Raw genomic sequence first — 18,721 nt, 5'->3', positions numbered from 1 at the left:
GGAGCCATGACCGCACTGCGCACCGCCGAGTCCGTCCGCACCACCCCGGAGGGCCTGCTCTGGGAGCCCAGCGGACGCTGGGTGCGCGGCCGCACGGGCGACGTCACCGTCGTCGACAGCCGCCACCCCGTCCTCGTCTGGGAACCAGGCGTGCCCGTGCCGCTGTACGCCTTCCCGCGCGCGGAGGTCCGCGAGGACCTGCTCCACCCGGCCCAAAACCCGCGGACCGGCACCCACACCGGATCGCGGATCTTCTACGACCTTCGGACCGACGGCGCCCTGCTGGAGAACGCCGCCTGGACCTTCCCCGCCGACGACCTGGCCGGTCACATCGCCTTCGAGTGGTTCCGGCGCACGGGCCGCGGGCTCGATCACTGGTACGAGGAGGACGAAGAGATCTTCATCCATCCCCGTGACCCGCACAAACGGGTCGACGCCCTGCCCAGCAGCCGCCACGTCCGGGTCGAGATCGACGGCACCCTCGTCGCCGACACCAGGCGCCCGGTCCTGCTCTTCGAGACCGGCCTGCCGACCCGCTACTACATCCCCCGCGAGGACGTCCGCCTCGACCTGCTCACGCCCACGGACCACAGCAGCGGCTGCCCCTACAAGGGGACCGCCCAGTACTGGTCGTGGCGCGGCACGGGCGACGTGCCGCCCGACGTCGTCTGGAGCTACCCGGAGCCGCTGCCCGCGGTGGGCGCCGTCAGGGGACTCCTGGCGTTCTACAACGAAGTCGTCGACATCGTCGTGGACGGTGAACGCCTCGAGCGGCCGTCGACGCCCTTCACACAGGCGCTGTCCCGACGGCCGACCGCCTGACCTCCCCGGTTCCGCCCGTCAGCTGTGCGCCCGGGGGCCCTCGATCCCGCGCACGGGATGCTTGCTCATGATCGAGACGCGGTTGAAGGCGTTGATGGTGATCGCCACCCAGATCACCGCGGAGACCTGATCGTCGGTGAGCGTCCGGTGGGCCGCGTCGAGGGCGGACTCCTGCGCGGCCGCGTCCGTGGGATCGGTGGTGGCCTCGGCGAGGGCGAGTGCGGCGCGCTCCTCGGGCGTGAAGAGTTCGGTGTCGCGCCAGGCCGCCAGCACGCCCAGCCGCCGCGTCGACTCACCCAGGCGCAGGGCCGCCTTGGTGTGCGTGTCGAGGCAGTAGGCGCAGCCGTTGATCTGCGACACCCGGAGGTTGACCAGCTCCACGAGCGTGCGGTCGAGTCCCGCGTCGGCGGCGACCGCGCGCACCGCCTCGGACGTCTGGACCATGGCGTGGTATGCCTTGGGACTCTGCTTGTCGATGAAGATCCGCCGGGTCGCGGCGTCCGTCGTGGGGCTGGTCAACGTGGCGCTCCTTCGGGGGCCGCTCCCCGGCTCCCTTGTCGGTCGTGTGGGCGAAGGTGTCGTGGTTCTATGATCCAGGCATAATTGTTGAACATGAAATCATCATGTGGGTGAAAGGCGGTCCGCGATGAGCAACGTCGAGGCCAAACCCGTGGAAATGCGCTGCGGTACGACGACGGACGGCGCCCGGCCGACGGAATCGCCGCAGGTCGACGTACTGACGCCGCGCGACGTGCCGCTGGGCGGCCCGCGGGCGATGACCGTACGCAGGACGCTGCCACAGCGCGCCAGGACGCTGATCGGAGCCTGGTGCTTCGCCGACCACTACGGCCCCGACGACGTCTCCGCGACCGGCGGCATGGACGTGCCACCTCACCCGCACACCGGACTCCAGACGGTGAGCTGGCTGTTCAGCGGCGAGATCGAGCACCGCGACAGCCTCGGCAGCCACGCCTTCGTACGCCCCGGCGAACTCAACCTCATGACCGGCGGACACGGGATCAGCCACTCCGAGGTGTCCACCACGCGGACCGCCGTCCTGCACGGCGTCCAGCTCTGGGTGGCGCTGCCCGCCGAGCACCGCGACGCCGAGCGGGACTTCCAGCACCACGCACCCGCCCCCGTACGCATCGCCGGAGCCGAGATCAGGGTCTTCCTCGGCTCCTTCGCCGGCGACGACTCCCCGGTGCGGACCTTCACGCCCCTGCTCGGCGCCGAGATCCTCCTCGAACCCCGGGCGACGGTCACGCTCGCCGTGGACCCCGGCTTCGAGCACGGCCTGCTCGTCGACCAGGGCGACGTTCGCATGGCCGACACCCTGCTGCGGCCCGCGGAACTGGGCTACGTCCCCACAGGAGCGGACGCCCTCACGCTGACGAACGAGTCGGACGACACGGCCCGCGCGGTCCTGCTCGGCGGAACGCCGTTCGAGGAGGAGATCGTCATGTGGTGGAACTTCATCGGCCGCACCCACGAGGACATCGTCCGGGCGCGCGAGGAGTGGGAGGCGGCCTCGGACCGCTTCGGCACCGTCGACGGCCACGACGGGTTCCGGCTGCCCGCGCCCGCACTGCCGAACGGGGTCCTCTCGCCCCGCGGCAATCCGCCCCGTCACTGACGGCCCGTCACTTTTCGCTCCCTCGAAATCGCCCTCATGCCGAGGGCTCGCGTGCTCGTCGGCAGGGCCCTCCGCGGTGCCCCAGCTTAGTGATCAACGGGACGCGCGGGGACGGCGGCCGGAATGGTCACCGCCCCTGCGTTCGTCACGCCCTCCGGAGCGTCGCCGGGAGGGGGAAGGGCGGGGCGCGTCAGGGCGACGGCCGAGGCGTCATGCCGTCAGGAATCGGCGGCGTCGCGGAATCTGATGGTTGCCGGATCCCAGACGTAGTACCGACTGAAGGAGATCAGGGCTTGCCACGCGGGTTCGTAGAACCGTGGTTGCACCCAGGCGACGGACCGACCGCCCGGACCGTTGAAGTGAGCCCGCAGCCCGCCCTCGTGCCAGCGGCCGCCCACACGCACCTCGACCGCGCGGTGCGGCCAGTAGGAGACGGGCCTGTCGTCGAAGCAGTCGAGCATGTCGTCGCCCGCGATCGCCACGTCGCCGTCCTGCTTGTCGGCCTCGGCCGCCGCGGGGACATGATGTTCGGAATAGAGCAGGCTCATGCGGTCGGGATCCCAGAGGACCCAGGTCATGCGGATGGTGGGCCGGGGCCAGTCGAGAACGACGAGCAGGGCGCGACGGCCGTCGGGCTGGTCGCGGTAAGTCAGTACCTGCGTCTTCTGCCGTCGGCCGGCCCTGTGGAGCGTGAGCGTGAGTCCCGTGCGGGCATATTCCGTGTCCCGCCAGTCCGGTACCTGGTCCGGCACTGGGAGGGCAGCCTCTTCCGCATCACGCCATTCGTTCATACGTTCGAATGTAGCGTGATGCGTGTGACGGCACGAGACCTCATACGGGTGAAGGCGTCATCGAGTCGGACCGGCATTGGCCCTAGATGCTGGGACCGGGGAACTCCCACTGCCAAGGAGGTGTGGCGAGCCCTGGACAGGCGTGGGCGGTCGGTGTTGGGTGCGGTTCGTGAAGACCGAGGGTGAAGGTGCCATGGCTGGTGCACCGCTTGTACGGATCGTCCCAGCTGAGCTGGGGGAGGGCTGGGCTGGGGTCCTGGCGGGGATTGTCGCCGACGTGCTGATTTTCCTGACCATGGACGACCTGAGGCTCTCGGGGACCGCTGGACGCCTTCAAATCTCCGGAGTCGTCATGTTGACGCTGCTCTGGGCGGCCAATCTCCTGGTGTACCGGCCGCGCCAGCTGCGTGCCTTCGGCTCCGCCGTGGCGATCGAACGGTCGCCTGCGCCGGGACGGCACGAGGAGCAGACTCGCCACCTCCAGCTCGGCCGCCTTCGTGTGGCAGCCCTTGTCCTCCTGGTGACGTTGGGAGGCGCGTACGTCGCCCATGCGCCGCTTGTCGGCCTGGGCTTTCAGCTGATGCTGGTCGTCGGTCTTGTGCACACCTGGCGGACTGCGATCTGGTGGGAGCGTCGACACGGCGTCCATCTATGGAAGCCGGCGCTGTCGAAGGTGGGCCGTGAGAACTGGCGTCGCTCCCCGTATTACGCGACGTCAGCAAAGGCGGTCGACTCCGTTACGCGCAACGGGCAACCGGAGTAGGTCGGCGGCGGTACAGCAGTGAAGAGTGTTGAAGGCATTCCGGGCCGCCTTCTGTGACGGCCAGGTGGTCGCTCCACTCGCCGCGATGATCGACGCCGGACTGCGCGCCGTCACCAGGCAGAATGCGTGCCCCACCCACCGACTTCCCTACGCCCCGTGCTATGCCTGCTTCAGCTGATGGACAACGGGTGGAGGGGGCGGCGATGGCGGAGCGGGCGTGGGCCACGGCGGGGAAGAGGGACAGTCGCGGCCGGAAGGCGGCGGGCCGGGCGCGGCTCACGGGCGTGGCGCTGATCGTGCTGTCTCTGATGGGGGCGGTGCTGAGCTACCTGGCGTTCACGGTGTGGGTGCCAGGCCAACAGGACCGCTACGAGCACTACCGCGCAGCCGAGCCCTGCCCGACGCAGGCGACCCCGCAGGAGGTGGCTGCGAAGGACTGCCTCACCACCTGGCACTTCACGGTCACGAAGGCTGAGTCCACGTTCACAGGAAAGGTCAGGGAATACGAGGCGACCCTCACGGACAGGGGCGACGGCTCCTGGCAGAGGATCGTGCGGTTCAGCGACTCCGAACCGCTCTTCGACAAGCTGCATCGGGGCGACGAGGTCACCGCGACGGGCTGGCGCCGCGACATCATCGCCGTCAGCAAGGACGGTGTCCGCCAGAACACCTCCGACGCTCCCCGCAGCGAGCACCAGGGCAACGCCGCCATGGGTGTCCTCCTCGTCCTCCTCGCGGCCCAGTCGCTGGTATTCGGCACGGCCCGCCTGGCCAGACCGACCGCCTACGCGCCCTTCGTCTGGGAGCCGTACGGCAGGTGGCTGGCCTTCACCAACATCTGCGTCGGCGTGGGCGTGGGGGCCGCGTCGGTGTGGCTCGGCATCCCGTGGTGGACCGTGCTCGTGACCGTGCCGCTCGTGGTCTGCACAGTGATGGTGCTACTTCTGCGCCGGCAGCGGCGCGCGGCGGCGGACTCGGCGAAGGCGAGGCAGCGACAGGACTCGCGAGTGAGCTCGCGATAGCGCAGAAACACCTTCATGCCCCAACCCCGCCGGATCCGGCGGGGATTCACAGGAGACCGCGGCTGCCGGCCGTGGCCGAAGCCAGTGGCCGTCGAAGTCGGCACCCCAAAGGACAGACCCCCACTTGCCCTACCCCGCCCCGCTCCTGGGGTCAGTGTGAGGTTGTGATCACTCCGCCATCGGCTGGAGACCAGTGATCGCCGCATCACTCCCTCGAAATGATCCGGACTCCTACCAGCCCATGTCCTTGGCCACCTCTTCCTGGGCAGCGGCGATCTCATCCTCGGTGGACTCGAAGACATCCACCTCTTCCAAGCGCGCCAACAGGTCTGCGAGAGCTTGTTTCTGAGCCGGATGCGTGATCGGTACGGCGTTCAGGTCGGTGCTCATCAGCCAGTCGAACAGCACGATGGCATCGGAGCGCCACAGCCGGAGATCGACGGTCGGTGTGGACCCCCGAGGGAAACCAATGTCGATGGAGGCATCTTGCCAGGTCATCGGCATGACGAACGTCGCTGCTCAATGGGTGTGCGCCCGCGAGGCCAACCTTTGGCGGCATGTCCTCGCGCAGCGCCGTCCATGAACCACAGACGCATGTAAGGAGATTGCCTCGATTGCGCGTCAGTGGAGGCTGTAGGTGACCACGGTGCGGGCCGGGAAGCGGAAGTCGTCGCGGACCGTGGGAGAGACCTCGACCGTGACGTTGACGCTCGTGCCGGTGGTGCTTGTGGAGTGGTAGATCCAGACGGGTCCCCGCAGGGGTGACCCGCACAGCCCCTCGGGGAGCTCGATCTCGTCATCGGCGACGCCTTTGGTGCCGTACTTCTCGTCGAACAGGGGCTTATCTTCCGGGAGGATGCCCGCCTGGCGGAGGTAGTCCGGTACTTGGTTGCTCACGAACGTGACCTCAGCACTGCCGTTCCTGGTGAAGTAGTGGATGTCGGAGGCACCGGTGGGAATCGGTGCGCCCCCGGCCCGGATCACACCCGGCAACTGCGTGTCGCTGCCCTCACAAGCCCGGGCGTCCCCGAACGGATGGAACAACTCGTCCTGGAACAGCCAGACCAGGCCGCCCGCCATCACCGCGAGGACCGCCACCGCGACCGCCATACAGGACAGACGCCGCCGCCATGCGGAGCCGCCGCGCTCCGTGTCGTCCACGTCATCCAGGTACGAGACTTCGTCCACCCCGCCCGAAACGGCTCGACCGCTCGTGGCTCTTTCAGCACCCATGACACGCCCCCTCAGGAATCCTGCACATGATCGGCGGCAGCATATGCGGGTCTTCAAAGTTGAGCGGTGCGGAGGTGTTCGCGGGCTCGGCGGGTAGTGACGCAGCGTGTGCGTAGTCGTTGGTTCTCGGCGTTGCGGAAGCCGAACGCGTTGCGGGCGACGAGCTTGATCACGCGTTGATGCCCTCGCTCTTGGCGTTGCTGTACCCGGTGTCGATGAACGCGGTGATCTCGGTCCACCAGCGGTCGATGGTCCCGAATAGGGTCAGGGCAAGATCTAGGCCTGAACGGCAGGGCATTCGCCCGGGTCAGGGCGTGCCTACGCGTTACGAGTTGTCCGATCTTGGTTCGGGAGCGTCCATGGGCGTTCGCCGAACCGGCAATACCGCTGCTCACTCCGCACTCACGGACTTGAATGGACAACTGCGGAACAGGCCGGATCGCGGCACGAACGAGACCGCGACTGAGGCCACCGCCGTCCGTCGAGTCACTCCTCCCGGATCCGGGCCGTACCGCCCACCTGGCCTCGCCCACGCCACCACCGGAGTGGCCCGTGTCGCCGACTCGGGACAGTGCCCTCACGGCGCACGGATCACGCGATCCAGGCGAAGGCATCGGTTCGGATCGTGGTGTGCGCTGGCCGGTTGATCACAGCGTGTTACGGCGGTGTGTCCTGGGAGCCGCACGGAATGGATGTGGCTAGATCACCGGGAGGTCCCTCGCGCGGGGCCGGAGCATCGACCGACGTCCGCGGCGCCCTCTGGTGCCGCGCCCTCTGGCGAGGAGTCCCTGATCGTGGAACTGACCCCGCAGCACGCGGTTTTCCAACAACGCAGTAATGGCGGTGGACCGGCGCGACGCGTGGTCCACCGCACCGCTCTCCTCATCGCCACTGCCGTGCTCCCGGCGGCGGCTCTGGTGCTGCCCACAGCGGTGCCCGCCGCAGCGGCGCCCACGACCGTCACCTTCAATGCGGGCGCCGACCAGCTCTTCACCGTCCCGGCCGGTGTCAGCCAACTGTCCATCACGGCCACCGGTGCCGCAGGCAACAACGGGGCCGACGGCGGCGTGGGAGGGGCGGGCGCCACCGTCAGCGGCACCGTGACCGTGACGCCCGGCAGCACTCTCTATGTCAACGTCGGCACCGGTGGTGGCAGCAGCGCCGCTCAACTGCCGGGCGGTGCGGGCGGCGGTTCCAGTGACCTACGCACCTGCAGCTCGGCCAACGTCGGCTGCGTCCTGACCGGCGTCCCCGGCACCGACCCCCGACTCATCGTGGCCGCCGGCGGCGGAGGAGGAGGTACGGGAATCAGCGGTTTCAGTGTCCCCCAGGCCACCGGCGGAGACGCCGGAGACACCGGAGGCACTGGCGGCAGCCGACCGAGCGGTGGTACGGGCGGTGGCGGCGGAACCCAGACAACCGGCGGCATCGCTGGAGTCGCCTGTCCTGACGGCCTCGCTACGTCCGGCACCGCGGGTCAAGGCGGTGCCGGCGGCACAGGCGGCGGCGCATTCGGTGGCGGTGGAGGAGGCGGCGGCTGGTTCGGGGGCGGCGGAGGAGGGGGTTGCAACTCCATCGTCACGGCCGGCACCTTCGGGCCCGGTGGCGGCGGTGGCGGGTCGAACCGTGTCCCGTCGGGCGGCACTTCCGGACCCGCCTCGGGCCCGGCGCAGCTGACCATCACCTATGAGGTGCCCCCCGCCAACTGTGCGACCGCCACGGCCACGATCACGGGCACGAACGGCAACGACATCATCACCGGCACACCGGGCAACGACGTGATCTTCGCGCTCGCCGGTAACGACGTCGTCAACGGCGTCGGCGGCAACGACCTCATCTGCGGCGCCGCGGGCAACGACAAGCTCAGTGGCAACGCCGGCAACGACCGCATCGAAGGCGGCGCCGGCAACGACGTGATCAGCGGTGACGACAACGACGACACCCTCATCGGTGACGACGGCAACGACGTCATCAACGGGGGTGGCGGCAACGACGCTCTTCAGGGCAGCAACGGCAACGATGCCCTGAACGGCAACACCGGCACCAACACCAACAACGGTGGATCCGGTCACAACATCTGCACCAACCCCGGCTCCGGTCCCGGCTGCTGACGCCTCCACCATGACGGTCTGACGGTCTGACGGACAACGCACACGGGAGCGGCCCGCTCCGGCGTCGCCATCACGTCCGCTGAACGAGTGAACCCAGGTCGGAAGTATTTCCGACCTGGGTCACCGGAGCCGCCTTCGGGATTCGAACCCGAGACCGACGCGTTACGAGTTGTCCGACCTTGGTCCGGGAGCGTCCGTTGATGTTCGCCGGACGCGCCCCGATCCAGCCGGTCAGTACGAGAGACCAGCAGCAACTCGTGCGCCTACTCGGCCAGGAAGTCCAGTACGAACAGTCCGTTCTCACCGACGGACGGCGCCATGCGGGGATCGAGCGGAGGCACGGAGCGGTCCGTCTGCTGGAAAGGCGCACACAACCGTGTGTTCCGCGATCCTCCAGATCCGGACCGTGCCGTCGTCCCAAGCAGTGCCGAGACGTTGCTCGTCAGGCGTCCGCGGGGGCCGCTGCCGTGAGGGGCGCCGACGCGGACGAGCCGCTCCGGCCGGCCCGCCGGGCGAGCGGTACGAGGACGATGGCCACCGCGCCGAGCAGTCCCGCCAGCGCGAAGGTGGTGAAGCCCCAGCTCTCGTTGCCGTTGCCGGCGAGGGTGCCGATCAGCCACGGGCCGACGACGGCGCCAGTACGGCCGATCCCGGTGACCCAGCCCAGGCCCGCGGCGCGCTCGCTGTCGCGGTACACGGTGTTGGCAGCGGCGTACACCATGACCTGCGCGCTGAACAGCCACACGCCGGTGACGGCCACCACCGCGTACGTGACGCCCAGCGGGAGGTGGGACCGGAGAAGCAGTGCCCCGGCGGCGGTGAGCACGAACCAGATCGCCGAGATCCGCACCGGCCCGAACCGGTCGGCGGTGCGGCCGGCGATCAGCAGGCCCACGATGCCGCCCACGTTGATCACCAGCAGGAAGCTGACGGACGAGCTCAGGCCGTAGCCCGAGGCCCGCATCATCTGCGGCAGCCAGGTGCTCACGCCGTACACGAGCAGCAGTCCGCAGAACGAGGCCAGCCACAGCAGCGGAGTCGCCCAGCGGGCTTCGGGGCGGAACAGCCCCTGCACCGCGGCCAGTCGGCCCTTGGCCCCGGCGGCCGGGGCGGCGACGGCCGTAGGCCGCGGCAGCCCGTAGCGGTCGGCGACGGCGTCGGCCCGCTCGCGCAGGCCGCGTGCCAGCAGCACGCCGGGCGATTCCGGCAGGAGCGTCAGCAGCAGCGGTACGGCGACGACGGCCGGCAGGACGCCCGCCCAGAACACCCAGCGCCAGCCCGCGGCCGGTGCGAGGGACAGCCCGAGCCCCGTCGCCGCCATGCCGCCCGCGTGGTACGAGGTCATCAGTAGTCCGGTGGTCAGAGCGGCCCTGCGGGGCGGGGCGAACTCCATCACCATGGCCAGGCACAGTGGCATCAGGCCGCCCAGGCCGAGGCCCGCGACGAACCGGCCGGTGCCGAACAGACCGATGCCTCCGGCCAGCGCACAGATGGCCGAACCGATGGAGAACAGGGTCACGCTGGACACCAGCATCATCCGGCGGCCCAGCCAGTCGGTGAGGTTTCCGGCGGTGAGCGCGCCGATGAGCATGCCGAAGGTGGTCCAGCTGCCGATGGTGCCCGCTGTGGACGGGGTCAGCCCCAGTCCCGGGTCGTCGAGCATGTGGGGCATGACGGCGCCGTAGATGTTGACGTCCATGCCGTCGAAGAACACGGCCAGCCAGCACAGGGCCAGGACCGGGAACACGGTGCGGAAGGTGTGCGGGGGACGGGGTGCGGCGGGGGAGCGGTTCATCTTCGTCCTTGGAGATGAGGGAGGCCCAGGAACAGGAGCGGTCCGTTCGCGATGGGTCGGTTGTTCACTTGTTCGCCTGATGGCGCTTGTTCGTCTGGTGAAAATCAGTTCACAATTGGCTGGGCATGAGTCTCGGGTCGAGGCACGCGGGTGTCAATGGGTGGCGTGTGGCGATTCCGAGGCTCGGGGAGCCGTCGCTCCGCCCCGGGGTGAGCGGTGCTCACCCCGGGTGGTCATGGTCCGGGCTCACCCGGGGACGTCGTGAACCGGGCTCAGTTGTTCCAGCTCTCGTCGTACGGGTCCCGCGGCGACTGGACCGGCTTCGCACTGCTGACGTCGAGGAACGGGATGACGCCGCCGTTGACGGGGTCCTTGCTCCGCCTGCCGGTGTACGTGCCGGTCACTTCGAGCCAGCCGTCCGGCCGCAGCACCGGCGGGATCCGGCCGCTCAGACCGATCTTGACCGGCTGGGCGTCGGCGGCACAGCAGTTGAGAGCCATGCGCACCAGGTACGGCGTCCCGGCGTGGTCCAGGGCGACGAAGCCGGTGATCCTGACGTGCCGGCCGGCGAGGGAACGGCCGTGGTCGTAGGCGGCGCGGCCCGCGTAGTCGACCAGGCTCATCGGGAGCGGGTCGCGCTCGCCCAGCGGCGGGTAGGCGAGCGGCTTCTGCAGGGCCGTACCGGTGCGCAGGGCGCTGTAGGAGCCCAGGGCGGGCGGGGCGACCAGGATCAGGGCGAGCAGGGGGAGGACGAGGAGCCAGGAGACGAGCGGTTCGCGGTGCGAGTGGCCGTGGCCGTCCGCGTGCCCGTTCGCGTCCTGGGCTGTCTGCCCGTGCCCGTCCGCGTCGGCGTCCGTGTCCGCGTCGATGGCGGTGCGCTCGTGTCTGCTCCCGTCCGCGTCGGCGCCGGTGCGCTCCTGCCCGCTCTCGGCGTGCCCCGCCTCGTGGACGTGCCCCGCCTCGTGGGCGGCCCCCGAGCCCTTCCGCCACGGGGCGCCCCGCCCGCGCATCTCGTACCAGACCGTGGCGACGGCCGCCGCGATCAGTACGATGCCGGCCCCCAGCAGCATGGGGCGCAACCCGGCCTTGACGTACCGGAGATACAGGTCGGTGGCGCCTGCGTGGAGGACGGCCGCGCCGACGAGGAAGAGGACGGCTGCCTGTGCCTGGCGGTTCACAGCAGCACCTGCCCGACCAGGACCGACACGGTGATCGCCAGGGCGAAGGTGGCCGGGGCGAACCGCAGGGCGAACCCGCGGCCGAACGTGCCGACCTGCATGGCGAACAGCTTGAGATCGATCATCGGCCCGACGACCAGGAACGCCAGCCGCGCGGTGAGCGAGAACTGTGACAGCGACGCGACCACGAACGCGTCGGCCTCGGAGCAGATCGACAGCAGCACGGCGAGGACCGCGAGGGCGAGGACCGACACCACGGGGTTGCCGGCCGCCGCCTGCAGCCAGCTCGCCGGGACGACGGCCTTGAGCGAGGCCGCCGCCATCGCGCCGACCACCAGGAAGCCTCCGGCGTGCATGACGTCGTGCCGCACCGAACCCCAGAACGCGGCCCCCTTGCCGAGGCCCTCGTACGCCGGACGGGACGGCGGGCGCAGCCAGTCGGCGCGGCCGAGCCGCTGCCACAGCCAGCCCATCGCGCACGCCACGAGCAGACTCGCCACGAACCGGGCGAGCACCATCCGCGGATCGTTCGGAAAGGCCACTGCGGTCGCGGTCAGCACGATCGGGTTGATCGCGGGAGCGGACAGCAGGAACGCGAGTGCCGCCGCCGGAGTGACACCGCGTCGCACCAGCGCCCCGGCCACCGGCACCGAGGCGCACTCGCAGCCGGGCAGCACGGCGCCGGCCATCCCGGCGACGGGCACCGCGAGGGCGGGCCGCTTGGGCAGAGCGCGGGCGAAGAAGGTCGGTGGCACGAACACCGCGATCACCGCGGAGAGCAGCACGCCGAGCACGAGGAAGGGCAGCGCCTGGACCACCACCGCGACGAACACGGTCATCCAGCTCTGCATCACCGGCGCGGACAACGCCTGCCGTACCGGTCCCTGTGCCGCCACCACGAGGAGCAGCACCATCGTCAGGACGAGGGGAGAGTTGAACTGCCAGCCCCGCGCGCCCTGTCGGTCGTCCGCGTCGCCGCGGTCGACCGGAGGCGGGGCTGCCTTCGTGATGGTCACGGGTGAGGTACCTCCGGTAGGGAAGGGCTCGGTGGCTCGCTGCCCCTCGACCTTCAGTACGCCGGTTCGGGCACAGCTTCTCATCGTGGGGAACGGAGATTACCGGCCGGTCCGCGCCACCGGCCCGTGCGTGAGGCTCCCTTGACGGTCCGGGAGCGTCGACCTAGCCTCGCGCCGACACGTCCAGAGGGGGGAGGTCCACGATGGCCGGCTTCACGGACGCCACCGGCAGCAGATCCGCGGGCGGGCCGCTCCAGGTGGAGGCGCACGGACTCGACGTGATCCGCGACAGCGAGCGCAAGGGCACTCCGCGCACACTGTTCTGGCCCTGGTTCGGGGCCAATGTCTCGATCCTGGGCCTCAGTTACGGTGCTTTCGCCCTTGGTTTCGGCATTTCATTCTGGCAGGCGCTGGTGGCCGGAGTGATCGGTATCGTCTTCTCCTTCCTGCTGTGCGGCTTCGTCGCGGTCGCGGGCAAGCGGGGCTCCGCGCCGACCATGGTGCTCGGCCGGGCCGCGTACGGAGTGCGGGGCAGCCGCCTGCCGGCGGTGATCTCGTGGATGCTCACCGTCGGCTGGGAGACCGTGCTCACGGCGCTCGCGACCATGGCCACCGCGACCGTCTTCGAGCGGCTCGGGCACGGCGGCGGCACCGCGACCCAGGTGGTCGCGCTGATCGTCGTCGGCGCCCTGACGGTCGTCGGCGGTGTGATGGGCTTCGACCTGATCATGCGTCTGCAGACCGTGATCACCGTCGTCACCGGCGTGCTGACCGTCGTCTACATCGCGCTGGTCGCCGACCACATCCACTGGCACACGGTGAGCGCCGTACCGGCCGGGTCCGCGCAGGAGTTCATCGGCGCGTTGGTGTTCATGATGACCGGGTTCGGCCTGGGCTGGGTCAACGCCGCCGCCGACTACTCGCGCTATCTGCCGCGGTCCTCGTCCGGCCGGGGCGTGATCGGCTGGACCACCTTCGGAGCCTCGGTGGCGCCGCTGCTCCTGCTCGTCTTCGGCCTCCTCCTCGCCGGCTCCTCCGACGACCTGAGCAAGGCCGTGGCCCTCGACCCGATCGGCGCGCTCACCACGATCCTGCCCACCTGGTTCCTGGTTCCCTTCGCGGTCGTCGCCGTGCTCGGCCTGGTCGGCGGCGCCGTCCTCGACATCTACTCCTCCGGGCTCGCGCTGCTGTCCGCGGGGCTGCGCGTACCGCGCTATCTGGCGGCGCTCGTCGACGGCGTGCTGATGATGGCGGGCTCCGTGTACATAGTGTTCTTCGCGGACGACTTCCTGGGCCAGTTCATCGGCTTCCTCACCACCCTGGGCGTCCCGGTGGCCGCCTGGTGCGGGGTCATGCTGGCCGACCTGGCGATGCGCCGCCGCGACTACGACGAGGGCGACCTCTTCCGTCGGACCGGCCGGTACGGCGACGTGCCGCTCCAGCCGCTGCTGCTCACCCTCGTCGCCACCGCGCTGGGCTGGGGTCTGGTCACCAACTCCGCGGCCGGCTGGCTGGAATGGCAGGGCTACTTCCTCGGCCCGTTCGGTCTGGGCGGCAGGAACGGCGACTGGGCCTACGCCAATCTGGGCGTCCTGGTCGCGCTGACCCTGGGCTTCCTCGGCACCCTGGCCTTCGGGGTCGGCCGCGTGAAGGCCCAGGAGCGACTGGACCCGAGCCCCGCCGCCGGAGCGGAGGCCGTCCGCGCGTGAACAGCGGTCCGCGAGGACGGGACGATCAACGCGTGGGTGGCGGTCGCACCGGGGGAGAGGGGACGGGCGGCGCGCGGCGCGGGCTGCTCGCCGTCATCGACATGCAGCGCGTCTTCGCCGAGCCCGGCAGCCCGTGGGCCACGCCCCGCTTCGACGAGGCCGCCGACGGCGTACGCCGCCTGCTGCCGGCCTTCGGTGACAGGGTCGTGTTCACCCGCTTCGTCGCGCCCGAGGAGCCGGCCGGTGCCTGGCGGGCGTACTACGACCGGTGGCCCTTCGCGCTCCAGCCACCGCAGTCCCCGCTGTGGGACCTGGTCGACGGACTCACGGTGTGGGCCGGGCAGCAGGTGGACGCCACGACCTTCGGCAAGTGGACGCCGGAACTGGCCGGGCACCTCGGCACCGGGGGACCGCTGGTCCTGGCCGGCGTCAGCACGGACTGCTGCGTGCTGTCCACCGCGCTCGCGGCCGCCGACGCGGGAGTCGAGGTCCTCGTGGTGGCCGACGCCTGCGCGGGTGCCGACGACACCGCGCACGCCAGGGCGCTGCGGGTGATGGACCTGTACCGGCCGTTGATCCGGGTCGTCACCGTGGCCGAGGTGCTCGCCACCGATCCTTCCTGACCGAGTCGCTCACCGCCCACGTGCCGTGACCGTGGGTGGGGCTCGGGTGCCGGTGTCGGCACCCGAGCCCGCGGACCGTCGACCCGCCCCGACCCGGCGACGCCTTCGGCCCGAGCCCCCGCCCCCGCCGAGGGCGTCAGAACGGCACCGCGTACCCGGCGCTGCGCGATCTCTTTACGTCTCTGTCATGTCCCTGTAGCTTCCGCCTGCAAGGGCTTTCAGGAACTTTCCGGTTCCTCTTGCAGAGCAACTCCCCACTCCCCGGCTCCCGTTGGAGACCCGCGATGAGACGTAGACCCCCACCCGTGCTGCTGCGCCCGCTCCTCGTCTTCGTCACGGCGCTCGGACTGTTCGGACTGGTCCCGCCCGGCGACGACCCTGCCCCCATGACGCCCACCGCCGCCGCGGCGAACAACGCGACCGTCTTCTACTACACGAAGACCAAGAACTGGCCGGCCACCTATCTGCACTACGCGCCCGACGGCGGATCCTGGACCACCGTCCCCGGCGTGCGGATGGTGACCGCCTGCACCGACTGGGTCAAGGCGACCGTCGACCTCGGATCGGCCACCGGACTCCAGGCGACCTTCAACAACGGCAGCGGCACCTGGGACAACAACGGCGGGAGCAACTACGCCCTGGGCACAGGCGACATCACCGTCAAGGACGGGGTGATCGCGCACAGCGACCCGTGTGCCGACGGCGGCACCGGGAGCGGCAACCAGGCCACCGTCTATTACTCGACCGCCACCTCCGGGTGGACCACCGCCAACATCCACTACGCGCCCGCCGGCGGCTCCTGGACGACCGTCCCCGGCCTCGGCATGGAAGCGGCCTGCACCGGCTGGTGGAAGAAGACCCTCGACATCGGGACGGCCACCTCGCTGAAGGCCGCGTTCAACAACGGCAACGGCGTCTGGGACAACAACAACAGCGCCGACTACACCATCCCCACCGGCACGACGACCGTGCAGAACCAGAAGGTCACCACCGGTGCCGAGAACCCGTGCGCCACCGAGGAACCCGACACCGAGGCCCCGACCACGCCAGCCAAGGTCACCGCGAACGCCACCGGCACCTCGGTGGTGGTGAGTTGGGACCCGGCCACCGACAACAGGGCGGTGACGAAGTACCAGGTGACCCGCACCGGCGGCACCCAGGGCACCCTCGTCACCGACGTCGGCTCGACGGTGTGGTCCGACACCGGCCTGGAGGAGAAGACGAGTTACACGTACACGGTGAAGGCCGTCGACGCGGCGGGCAACACGTCGCCGGCCTCGGCCGAGGCCACCGTCACGACCGGTGAGAAGGCCCCCGAACCCGCGGCCGGTACCCCCTTGGGCACCGATCCGCGCAAGGACCCCGTCTACTTCGTCCTCACCGCCCGCTTCTACGACGGCGACAGCTCCAACAACCGTGGCGGCAGCCAGCACGTGAAGTCCGGCAACGCAGCCAACGACGACCCCATGTTCCGCGGCGACTTCAAGGGCCTGGTCGACAAGCTCGACTACATCAAGGCCCTCGGGTTCTCCGCGGTCTGGATCACCCCCGTGGTCCTCAACCGCTCGGACTACGACTACCACGGCTATCACGGCTACGACTTCTACAAGGTCGACCCGCGACTGGAGTCGGCCGGCGCCTCCTACCAGGACCTGATCAACGCGGCCCACGCCAAGGGTATGAAGATCTACCAGGACGTCGTCTACAACCACAGCTCCCGCTGGGGCGCCAAGGGCCTGTTCACCCCGACGGTGTACGGCGTGCGCGACTCCCAGTGGAGCTGGTACTACGACGAGAAGAACGAGGGTTTCGAGTACGACGGCCTCACCGTCGAACCCAAGTCCGGGAAGTCGTACTACAACGGCGACCTGTGGTCGACGGCCGAGCCCTCCGGCAACACCTGCGTCAACTGGGGAAAGCCCACCGGAGGCAGGAGCGCCGAGGGCTACACCCTGTACAACTGCCAGTGGCCGAGCCCCACCTCCGGCATGTTCCCGAAGACGTACTACCACCAGTGCTGGATCGGCAACTGGGAGGGAGAGGACTCCCGTTCCTGCTGGCTGCACGAGGATCTCGCCGACTTCAACACCGAGTCGGCGCCCGTGCAGAACTACCTGATCGGCGCCTATGACAAGTACATCGACATGGGAGTGGACGGATTCCGCGTCGACACCGCCGTGCACATCCCGCGCGTCACCTGGAACCGCCGCTTCCTGCCCGCCATCCAGGAGCGCGTCACCCAGAAGTTCGGAGCGGAGGCGGCACGGAACTTCTTCGTCTTCGGCGAGGTCGGCGCGTTCGTCAACGACAAGTGGAACCGCGGCTCGGTCAACCACTCGGCACAGTTCTTCACGTGGAAGGAGCGCAAGGAGTACAGCGCCGACGACGCGACCGCGGCCATCGAGCAGTACGACTACGAGGAGCAGCTCGGCACCGGCAACCAGCCCACGTCCACCAACGCCTTCCTGAGCGGGAACAACTACCACACCCCGGACCACAGCCAGTTCTCCGGGATGAACATCATCGACATGCGCATGCACATGAACTTCAGCGACGCGCAGAACGCCTACAACAACGGCAAGGACTCGGACGACTCCGTCAACGACGCCACGTACAACGTCGTCTACGTCGACAGCCACGACTACGGCCCCAACAAGTCGAGCACCCGCTACAGCGGAGGCACCGACGCCTGGGCCGAGAACATGTCGCTGATGTGGACCTTCCGCGGCATCCCGACCCTCTACTACGGCTCGGAGATCGAGTTCCAGAAGGGCAAGCAGATCGACTGCGGACCCACGTGTCCGCTCGCGACCACCGGCCGGGCCTACTACGGCGACCACCTCGCCGGGTCCGTGACGGCGTCCGAGTTCGGCAAGGCCGACTCGGCGAGCGGTGAGGTCGCCACCACCCTGGACCAGCCGCTCGTCAAGCACCTCCAGCGCCTGAACCGGATCCGCCGAGCGATCCCGGCGCTCCAGTCGGGCCAGTACTCCACCGAAGGCATCACCGGAGCGATGGCGTTCAAGCGCCGCTACACCAACGGGTCCACCGACAGCTTCGCCCTCGTCACCGTCACCGGGGACGCCACCTACACCGGCATCCCGAACGGCACCTACAGGGACGCCGTCACGGGTGACGTGAAGACCGTCTCCAACGGCACGCTCACGGTGCCGGCACCGGGGAAGGGCAACCTCCGGGTCTATGTGCTCGACGGTCCCGGCAAGATCGGGAGCGACGGTCCGTACCTGAAGTGACGGTCCCCGTCCGGCGCGACGGAACGCGCGGTACCGAAAGCGAACCCGCACCGTGCCGCGGCGGACGTGCCGGGCCCGGGTCCCGAGGGCCTGGACCCGGCACCCCGCACGGGCCGCGACCGGCTAGGACCGCCGTCCAGGAGCATCCTGCCCCTGCCCGGAGGCGATCACGAGGGTTGCCGCGTACGAGGGTGGGTACGCGTCGGGCGTTGCGCCCGGGAACGATCGTGTCCCGGGTGTCCCGTCCGCGACTATCCGGGATCTGCCATGGACACACCCTCGAACAACCACGACCGGCCCAAGGCCGCCCCGACACCGGCCCAGGAGGCTCTGAACGCCCTCGCCGAGAACACCGAGGACACGGCGGCTCTGGACACGCTCGCGGGCAGCGACGTGCTGGTCCCCGTGCCCGACGACGCCGTCGAAGAGGGCATGGCCGACCCCTCGGCCGTGGCGCTGCCCGTCCTGGACCAGCCGGGCGGCGCCCAGGTGGTGCCGGTGTTCACCTCCGAACTGGAGATGGCCGAGCTGCTGCCGTCCGTCTCCCGCTACCGGCTGGTGCCGCTCGGGGCGCTCGCCGCCCAGTGGCCCTCGGGCGACCTGGCGCTCACCATCGACGCCAGTTCGCCGCACGGCCTGACGCTCACCTCGGACGGCGTCCGCACCCTGCTGGCCCGGCCTGCGGACTGAGCCCGCCGATCCGAGACCCTGCCGGGACCCGGGAGTCCGCGCAGCCCACGAGCCCGGCGGCCCGCGCCACCACGCGCG

Annotated in this window: 17 protein-coding genes; 9 read left to right on the top strand and 8 right to left on the bottom strand. The window is 69.9% G+C overall.

Annotated elements, in window-relative coordinates:
• The first annotated feature begins 6 nt into the window (after window positions 1–6).
• The gene (locus tag ABEB03_RS37965) at window positions 7–822 is read left to right on the top strand and encodes a DUF427 domain-containing protein (RefSeq protein WP_345657487.1); all 816 of its coding nucleotides are present in this window, start codon (window positions 7–9) and stop codon (window positions 820–822) included.
• Window positions 823–840: 18 nt separating this feature from the next.
• Here the strand turns inward: ABEB03_RS37965 and ABEB03_RS37960 are convergent, their stop codons facing one another.
• Window positions 841–1,341 (bottom strand): carboxymuconolactone decarboxylase family protein, encoded by a 501-nt coding sequence (locus ABEB03_RS37960; protein ID WP_345657486.1) that lies wholly within the window; start codon window positions 1,339–1,341, stop codon window positions 841–843.
• A 127-nt stretch (window positions 1,342–1,468) separates the two neighbouring features.
• Here ABEB03_RS37960 and ABEB03_RS37955 point away from each other — a divergent pair, with 127 nt between their 5' ends.
• A complete protein-coding gene (locus tag ABEB03_RS37955; protein WP_345657485.1) occupies window positions 1,469–2,458 on the top strand; it encodes a pirin family protein in 990 nt (329 codons plus the stop codon).
• 218 nt (window positions 2,459–2,676) lie between these two features.
• Here the strand turns inward: ABEB03_RS37955 and ABEB03_RS37950 are convergent, their stop codons facing one another.
• The gene (locus ABEB03_RS37950; protein ID WP_345657484.1) at window positions 2,677–3,249 is read right to left on the bottom strand and encodes a hypothetical protein; all 573 of its coding nucleotides are present in this window, start codon (window positions 3,247–3,249) and stop codon (window positions 2,677–2,679) included.
• A gap of 169 nt (window positions 3,250–3,418) precedes the next feature.
• Between ABEB03_RS37950 and ABEB03_RS37945 the strand changes: the two genes are divergently transcribed.
• Both ABEB03_RS37945 and ABEB03_RS37940 read left to right on the top strand, forming a co-directional pair.
• Window positions 3,419–4,012: a hypothetical protein gene (locus ABEB03_RS37945; RefSeq protein WP_345657483.1), complete on the top strand. Its 594-nt coding sequence runs from the start codon at window positions 3,419–3,421 to the stop codon at window positions 4,010–4,012.
• Window positions 4,013–4,215: 203 nt separating this feature from the next.
• Window positions 4,216–5,034, top strand: coding sequence for a hypothetical protein (locus tag ABEB03_RS37940; RefSeq protein ID WP_345657482.1), 819 nt, complete (start codon window positions 4,216–4,218; stop codon window positions 5,032–5,034).
• A gap of 231 nt (window positions 5,035–5,265) precedes the next feature.
• Here the strand turns inward: ABEB03_RS37940 and ABEB03_RS37935 are convergent, their stop codons facing one another.
• The 3 genes from ABEB03_RS37935 to ABEB03_RS45500 form a co-directional block, all read right to left on the bottom strand.
• The gene (locus ABEB03_RS37935; RefSeq protein WP_345657481.1) at window positions 5,266–5,538 is read right to left on the bottom strand and encodes a hypothetical protein; all 273 of its coding nucleotides are present in this window, start codon (window positions 5,536–5,538) and stop codon (window positions 5,266–5,268) included.
• 117 nt (window positions 5,539–5,655) lie between these two features.
• Window positions 5,656–6,267, bottom strand: a complete 612-nt coding sequence (locus ABEB03_RS37930) for a hypothetical protein (RefSeq protein WP_345657480.1) — start codon at window positions 6,265–6,267, stop codon at window positions 5,656–5,658.
• Window positions 6,268–6,436: 169 nt separating this feature from the next.
• Entirely contained in the window at window positions 6,437–6,565 is a 129-nt protein-coding gene (locus ABEB03_RS45500; RefSeq protein WP_425589357.1) for a transposase, read from the bottom strand.
• Between the two features lie 496 nt (window positions 6,566–7,061).
• Between ABEB03_RS45500 and ABEB03_RS37915 the strand changes: the two genes are divergently transcribed.
• Window positions 7,062–8,378: a calcium-binding protein gene (locus tag ABEB03_RS37915; RefSeq protein ID WP_345657479.1), complete on the top strand. Its 1,317-nt coding sequence runs from the start codon at window positions 7,062–7,064 to the stop codon at window positions 8,376–8,378.
• 442 nt (window positions 8,379–8,820) lie between these two features.
• Here the strand turns inward: ABEB03_RS37915 and ABEB03_RS37910 are convergent, their stop codons facing one another.
• From ABEB03_RS37910 to ABEB03_RS37900, 3 genes are all read right to left on the bottom strand, one after another.
• The gene (locus ABEB03_RS37910; protein WP_345657478.1) at window positions 8,821–10,173 is read right to left on the bottom strand and encodes an MFS transporter; all 1,353 of its coding nucleotides are present in this window, start codon (window positions 10,171–10,173) and stop codon (window positions 8,821–8,823) included.
• 272 nt (window positions 10,174–10,445) lie between these two features.
• Complete coding sequence (locus tag ABEB03_RS37905) at window positions 10,446–11,351, bottom strand: TIGR03943 family putative permease subunit (protein WP_345657477.1); 906 nt, start codon at window positions 11,349–11,351, stop codon at window positions 10,446–10,448.
• Complete coding sequence (locus tag ABEB03_RS37900; RefSeq protein WP_345657476.1) at window positions 11,348–12,367, bottom strand: permease; 1,020 nt, start codon at window positions 12,365–12,367, stop codon at window positions 11,348–11,350. Before ABEB03_RS37900 ends, ABEB03_RS37905 begins: the two co-directional genes overlap by 4 nt.
• A 203-nt stretch (window positions 12,368–12,570) precedes the next feature.
• On the opposite strand from ABEB03_RS37900, the gene ABEB03_RS37895 reads away from it, so the two are divergent.
• The 4 genes from ABEB03_RS37895 (at window position 12,571) to ABEB03_RS37880 (ending at window position 18,643) form a co-directional block, all read left to right on the top strand.
• Window positions 12,571–14,076, top strand: a complete 1,506-nt coding sequence (locus tag ABEB03_RS37895; protein WP_345657475.1) for a purine-cytosine permease family protein — start codon at window positions 12,571–12,573, stop codon at window positions 14,074–14,076.
• Between the two features lie 32 nt (window positions 14,077–14,108).
• The gene (locus ABEB03_RS37890; RefSeq protein ID WP_345657474.1) at window positions 14,109–14,699 is read left to right on the top strand and encodes a cysteine hydrolase family protein; all 591 of its coding nucleotides are present in this window, start codon (window positions 14,109–14,111) and stop codon (window positions 14,697–14,699) included.
• Between the two features lie 284 nt (window positions 14,700–14,983).
• Window positions 14,984–17,953 (top strand): carbohydrate binding domain-containing protein, encoded by a 2,970-nt coding sequence (locus ABEB03_RS37885; protein WP_345657473.1) that lies wholly within the window; start codon window positions 14,984–14,986, stop codon window positions 17,951–17,953.
• 267 nt (window positions 17,954–18,220) lie between these two features.
• Window positions 18,221–18,643, top strand: a complete 423-nt coding sequence (locus ABEB03_RS37880; RefSeq protein WP_345657472.1) for an SseB family protein — start codon at window positions 18,221–18,223, stop codon at window positions 18,641–18,643.
• Window positions 18,644–18,721 lie beyond the last annotated feature (78 nt).

Source organism: Streptomyces siamensis, from assembly GCF_039543605.1.
Lineage (GTDB): Bacteria > Actinomycetota > Actinomycetes > Streptomycetales > Streptomycetaceae > Streptomyces > Streptomyces siamensis.
Note: the sequence above shows the minus strand (reverse complement) of the source record. Positions and strands in the feature narration are given on the sequence as shown.

Excerpts from the sequence above, each read along its gene's own strand:
- ABEB03_RS37965 (WP_345657487.1), top strand. The coding sequence starts at position 7 with ATGACCGCACTGCGCACCGCCGAGTCCGTCCGCACCACCCCGGAGGGC.
- ABEB03_RS37955 (WP_345657485.1), top strand. The coding sequence starts at position 1,469 with ATGAGCAACGTCGAGGCCAAACCCGTGGAAATGCGCTGCGGTACGACG.
- ABEB03_RS37950 (WP_345657484.1), bottom strand. The coding sequence starts at position 3,249 with ATGAACGAATGGCGTGATGCGGAAGAGGCTGCCCTCCCAGTGCCGGAC.
- ABEB03_RS37940 (WP_345657482.1), top strand. The coding sequence starts at position 4,216 with ATGGCGGAGCGGGCGTGGGCCACGGCGGGGAAGAGGGACAGTCGCGGC.
- ABEB03_RS37935 (WP_345657481.1), bottom strand. The coding sequence starts at position 5,538 with ATGCCGATGACCTGGCAAGATGCCTCCATCGACATTGGTTTCCCTCGG.
- ABEB03_RS37930 (WP_345657480.1), bottom strand. The coding sequence starts at position 6,267 with ATGGGTGCTGAAAGAGCCACGAGCGGTCGAGCCGTTTCGGGCGGGGTG.
- ABEB03_RS45500 (WP_425589357.1), bottom strand. The coding sequence starts at position 6,565 with ATGCCCTGCCGTTCAGGCCTAGATCTTGCCCTGACCCTATTCGGGACC.
- ABEB03_RS37910 (WP_345657478.1), bottom strand. The coding sequence starts at position 10,173 with ATGAACCGCTCCCCCGCCGCACCCCGTCCCCCGCACACCTTCCGCACC.
- ABEB03_RS37895 (WP_345657475.1), top strand. The coding sequence starts at position 12,571 with ATGGCCGGCTTCACGGACGCCACCGGCAGCAGATCCGCGGGCGGGCCG.
- ABEB03_RS37885 (WP_345657473.1), top strand. The coding sequence starts at position 14,984 with ATGAGACGTAGACCCCCACCCGTGCTGCTGCGCCCGCTCCTCGTCTTC.
- ABEB03_RS37880 (WP_345657472.1), top strand. The coding sequence starts at position 18,221 with ATGGACACACCCTCGAACAACCACGACCGGCCCAAGGCCGCCCCGACA.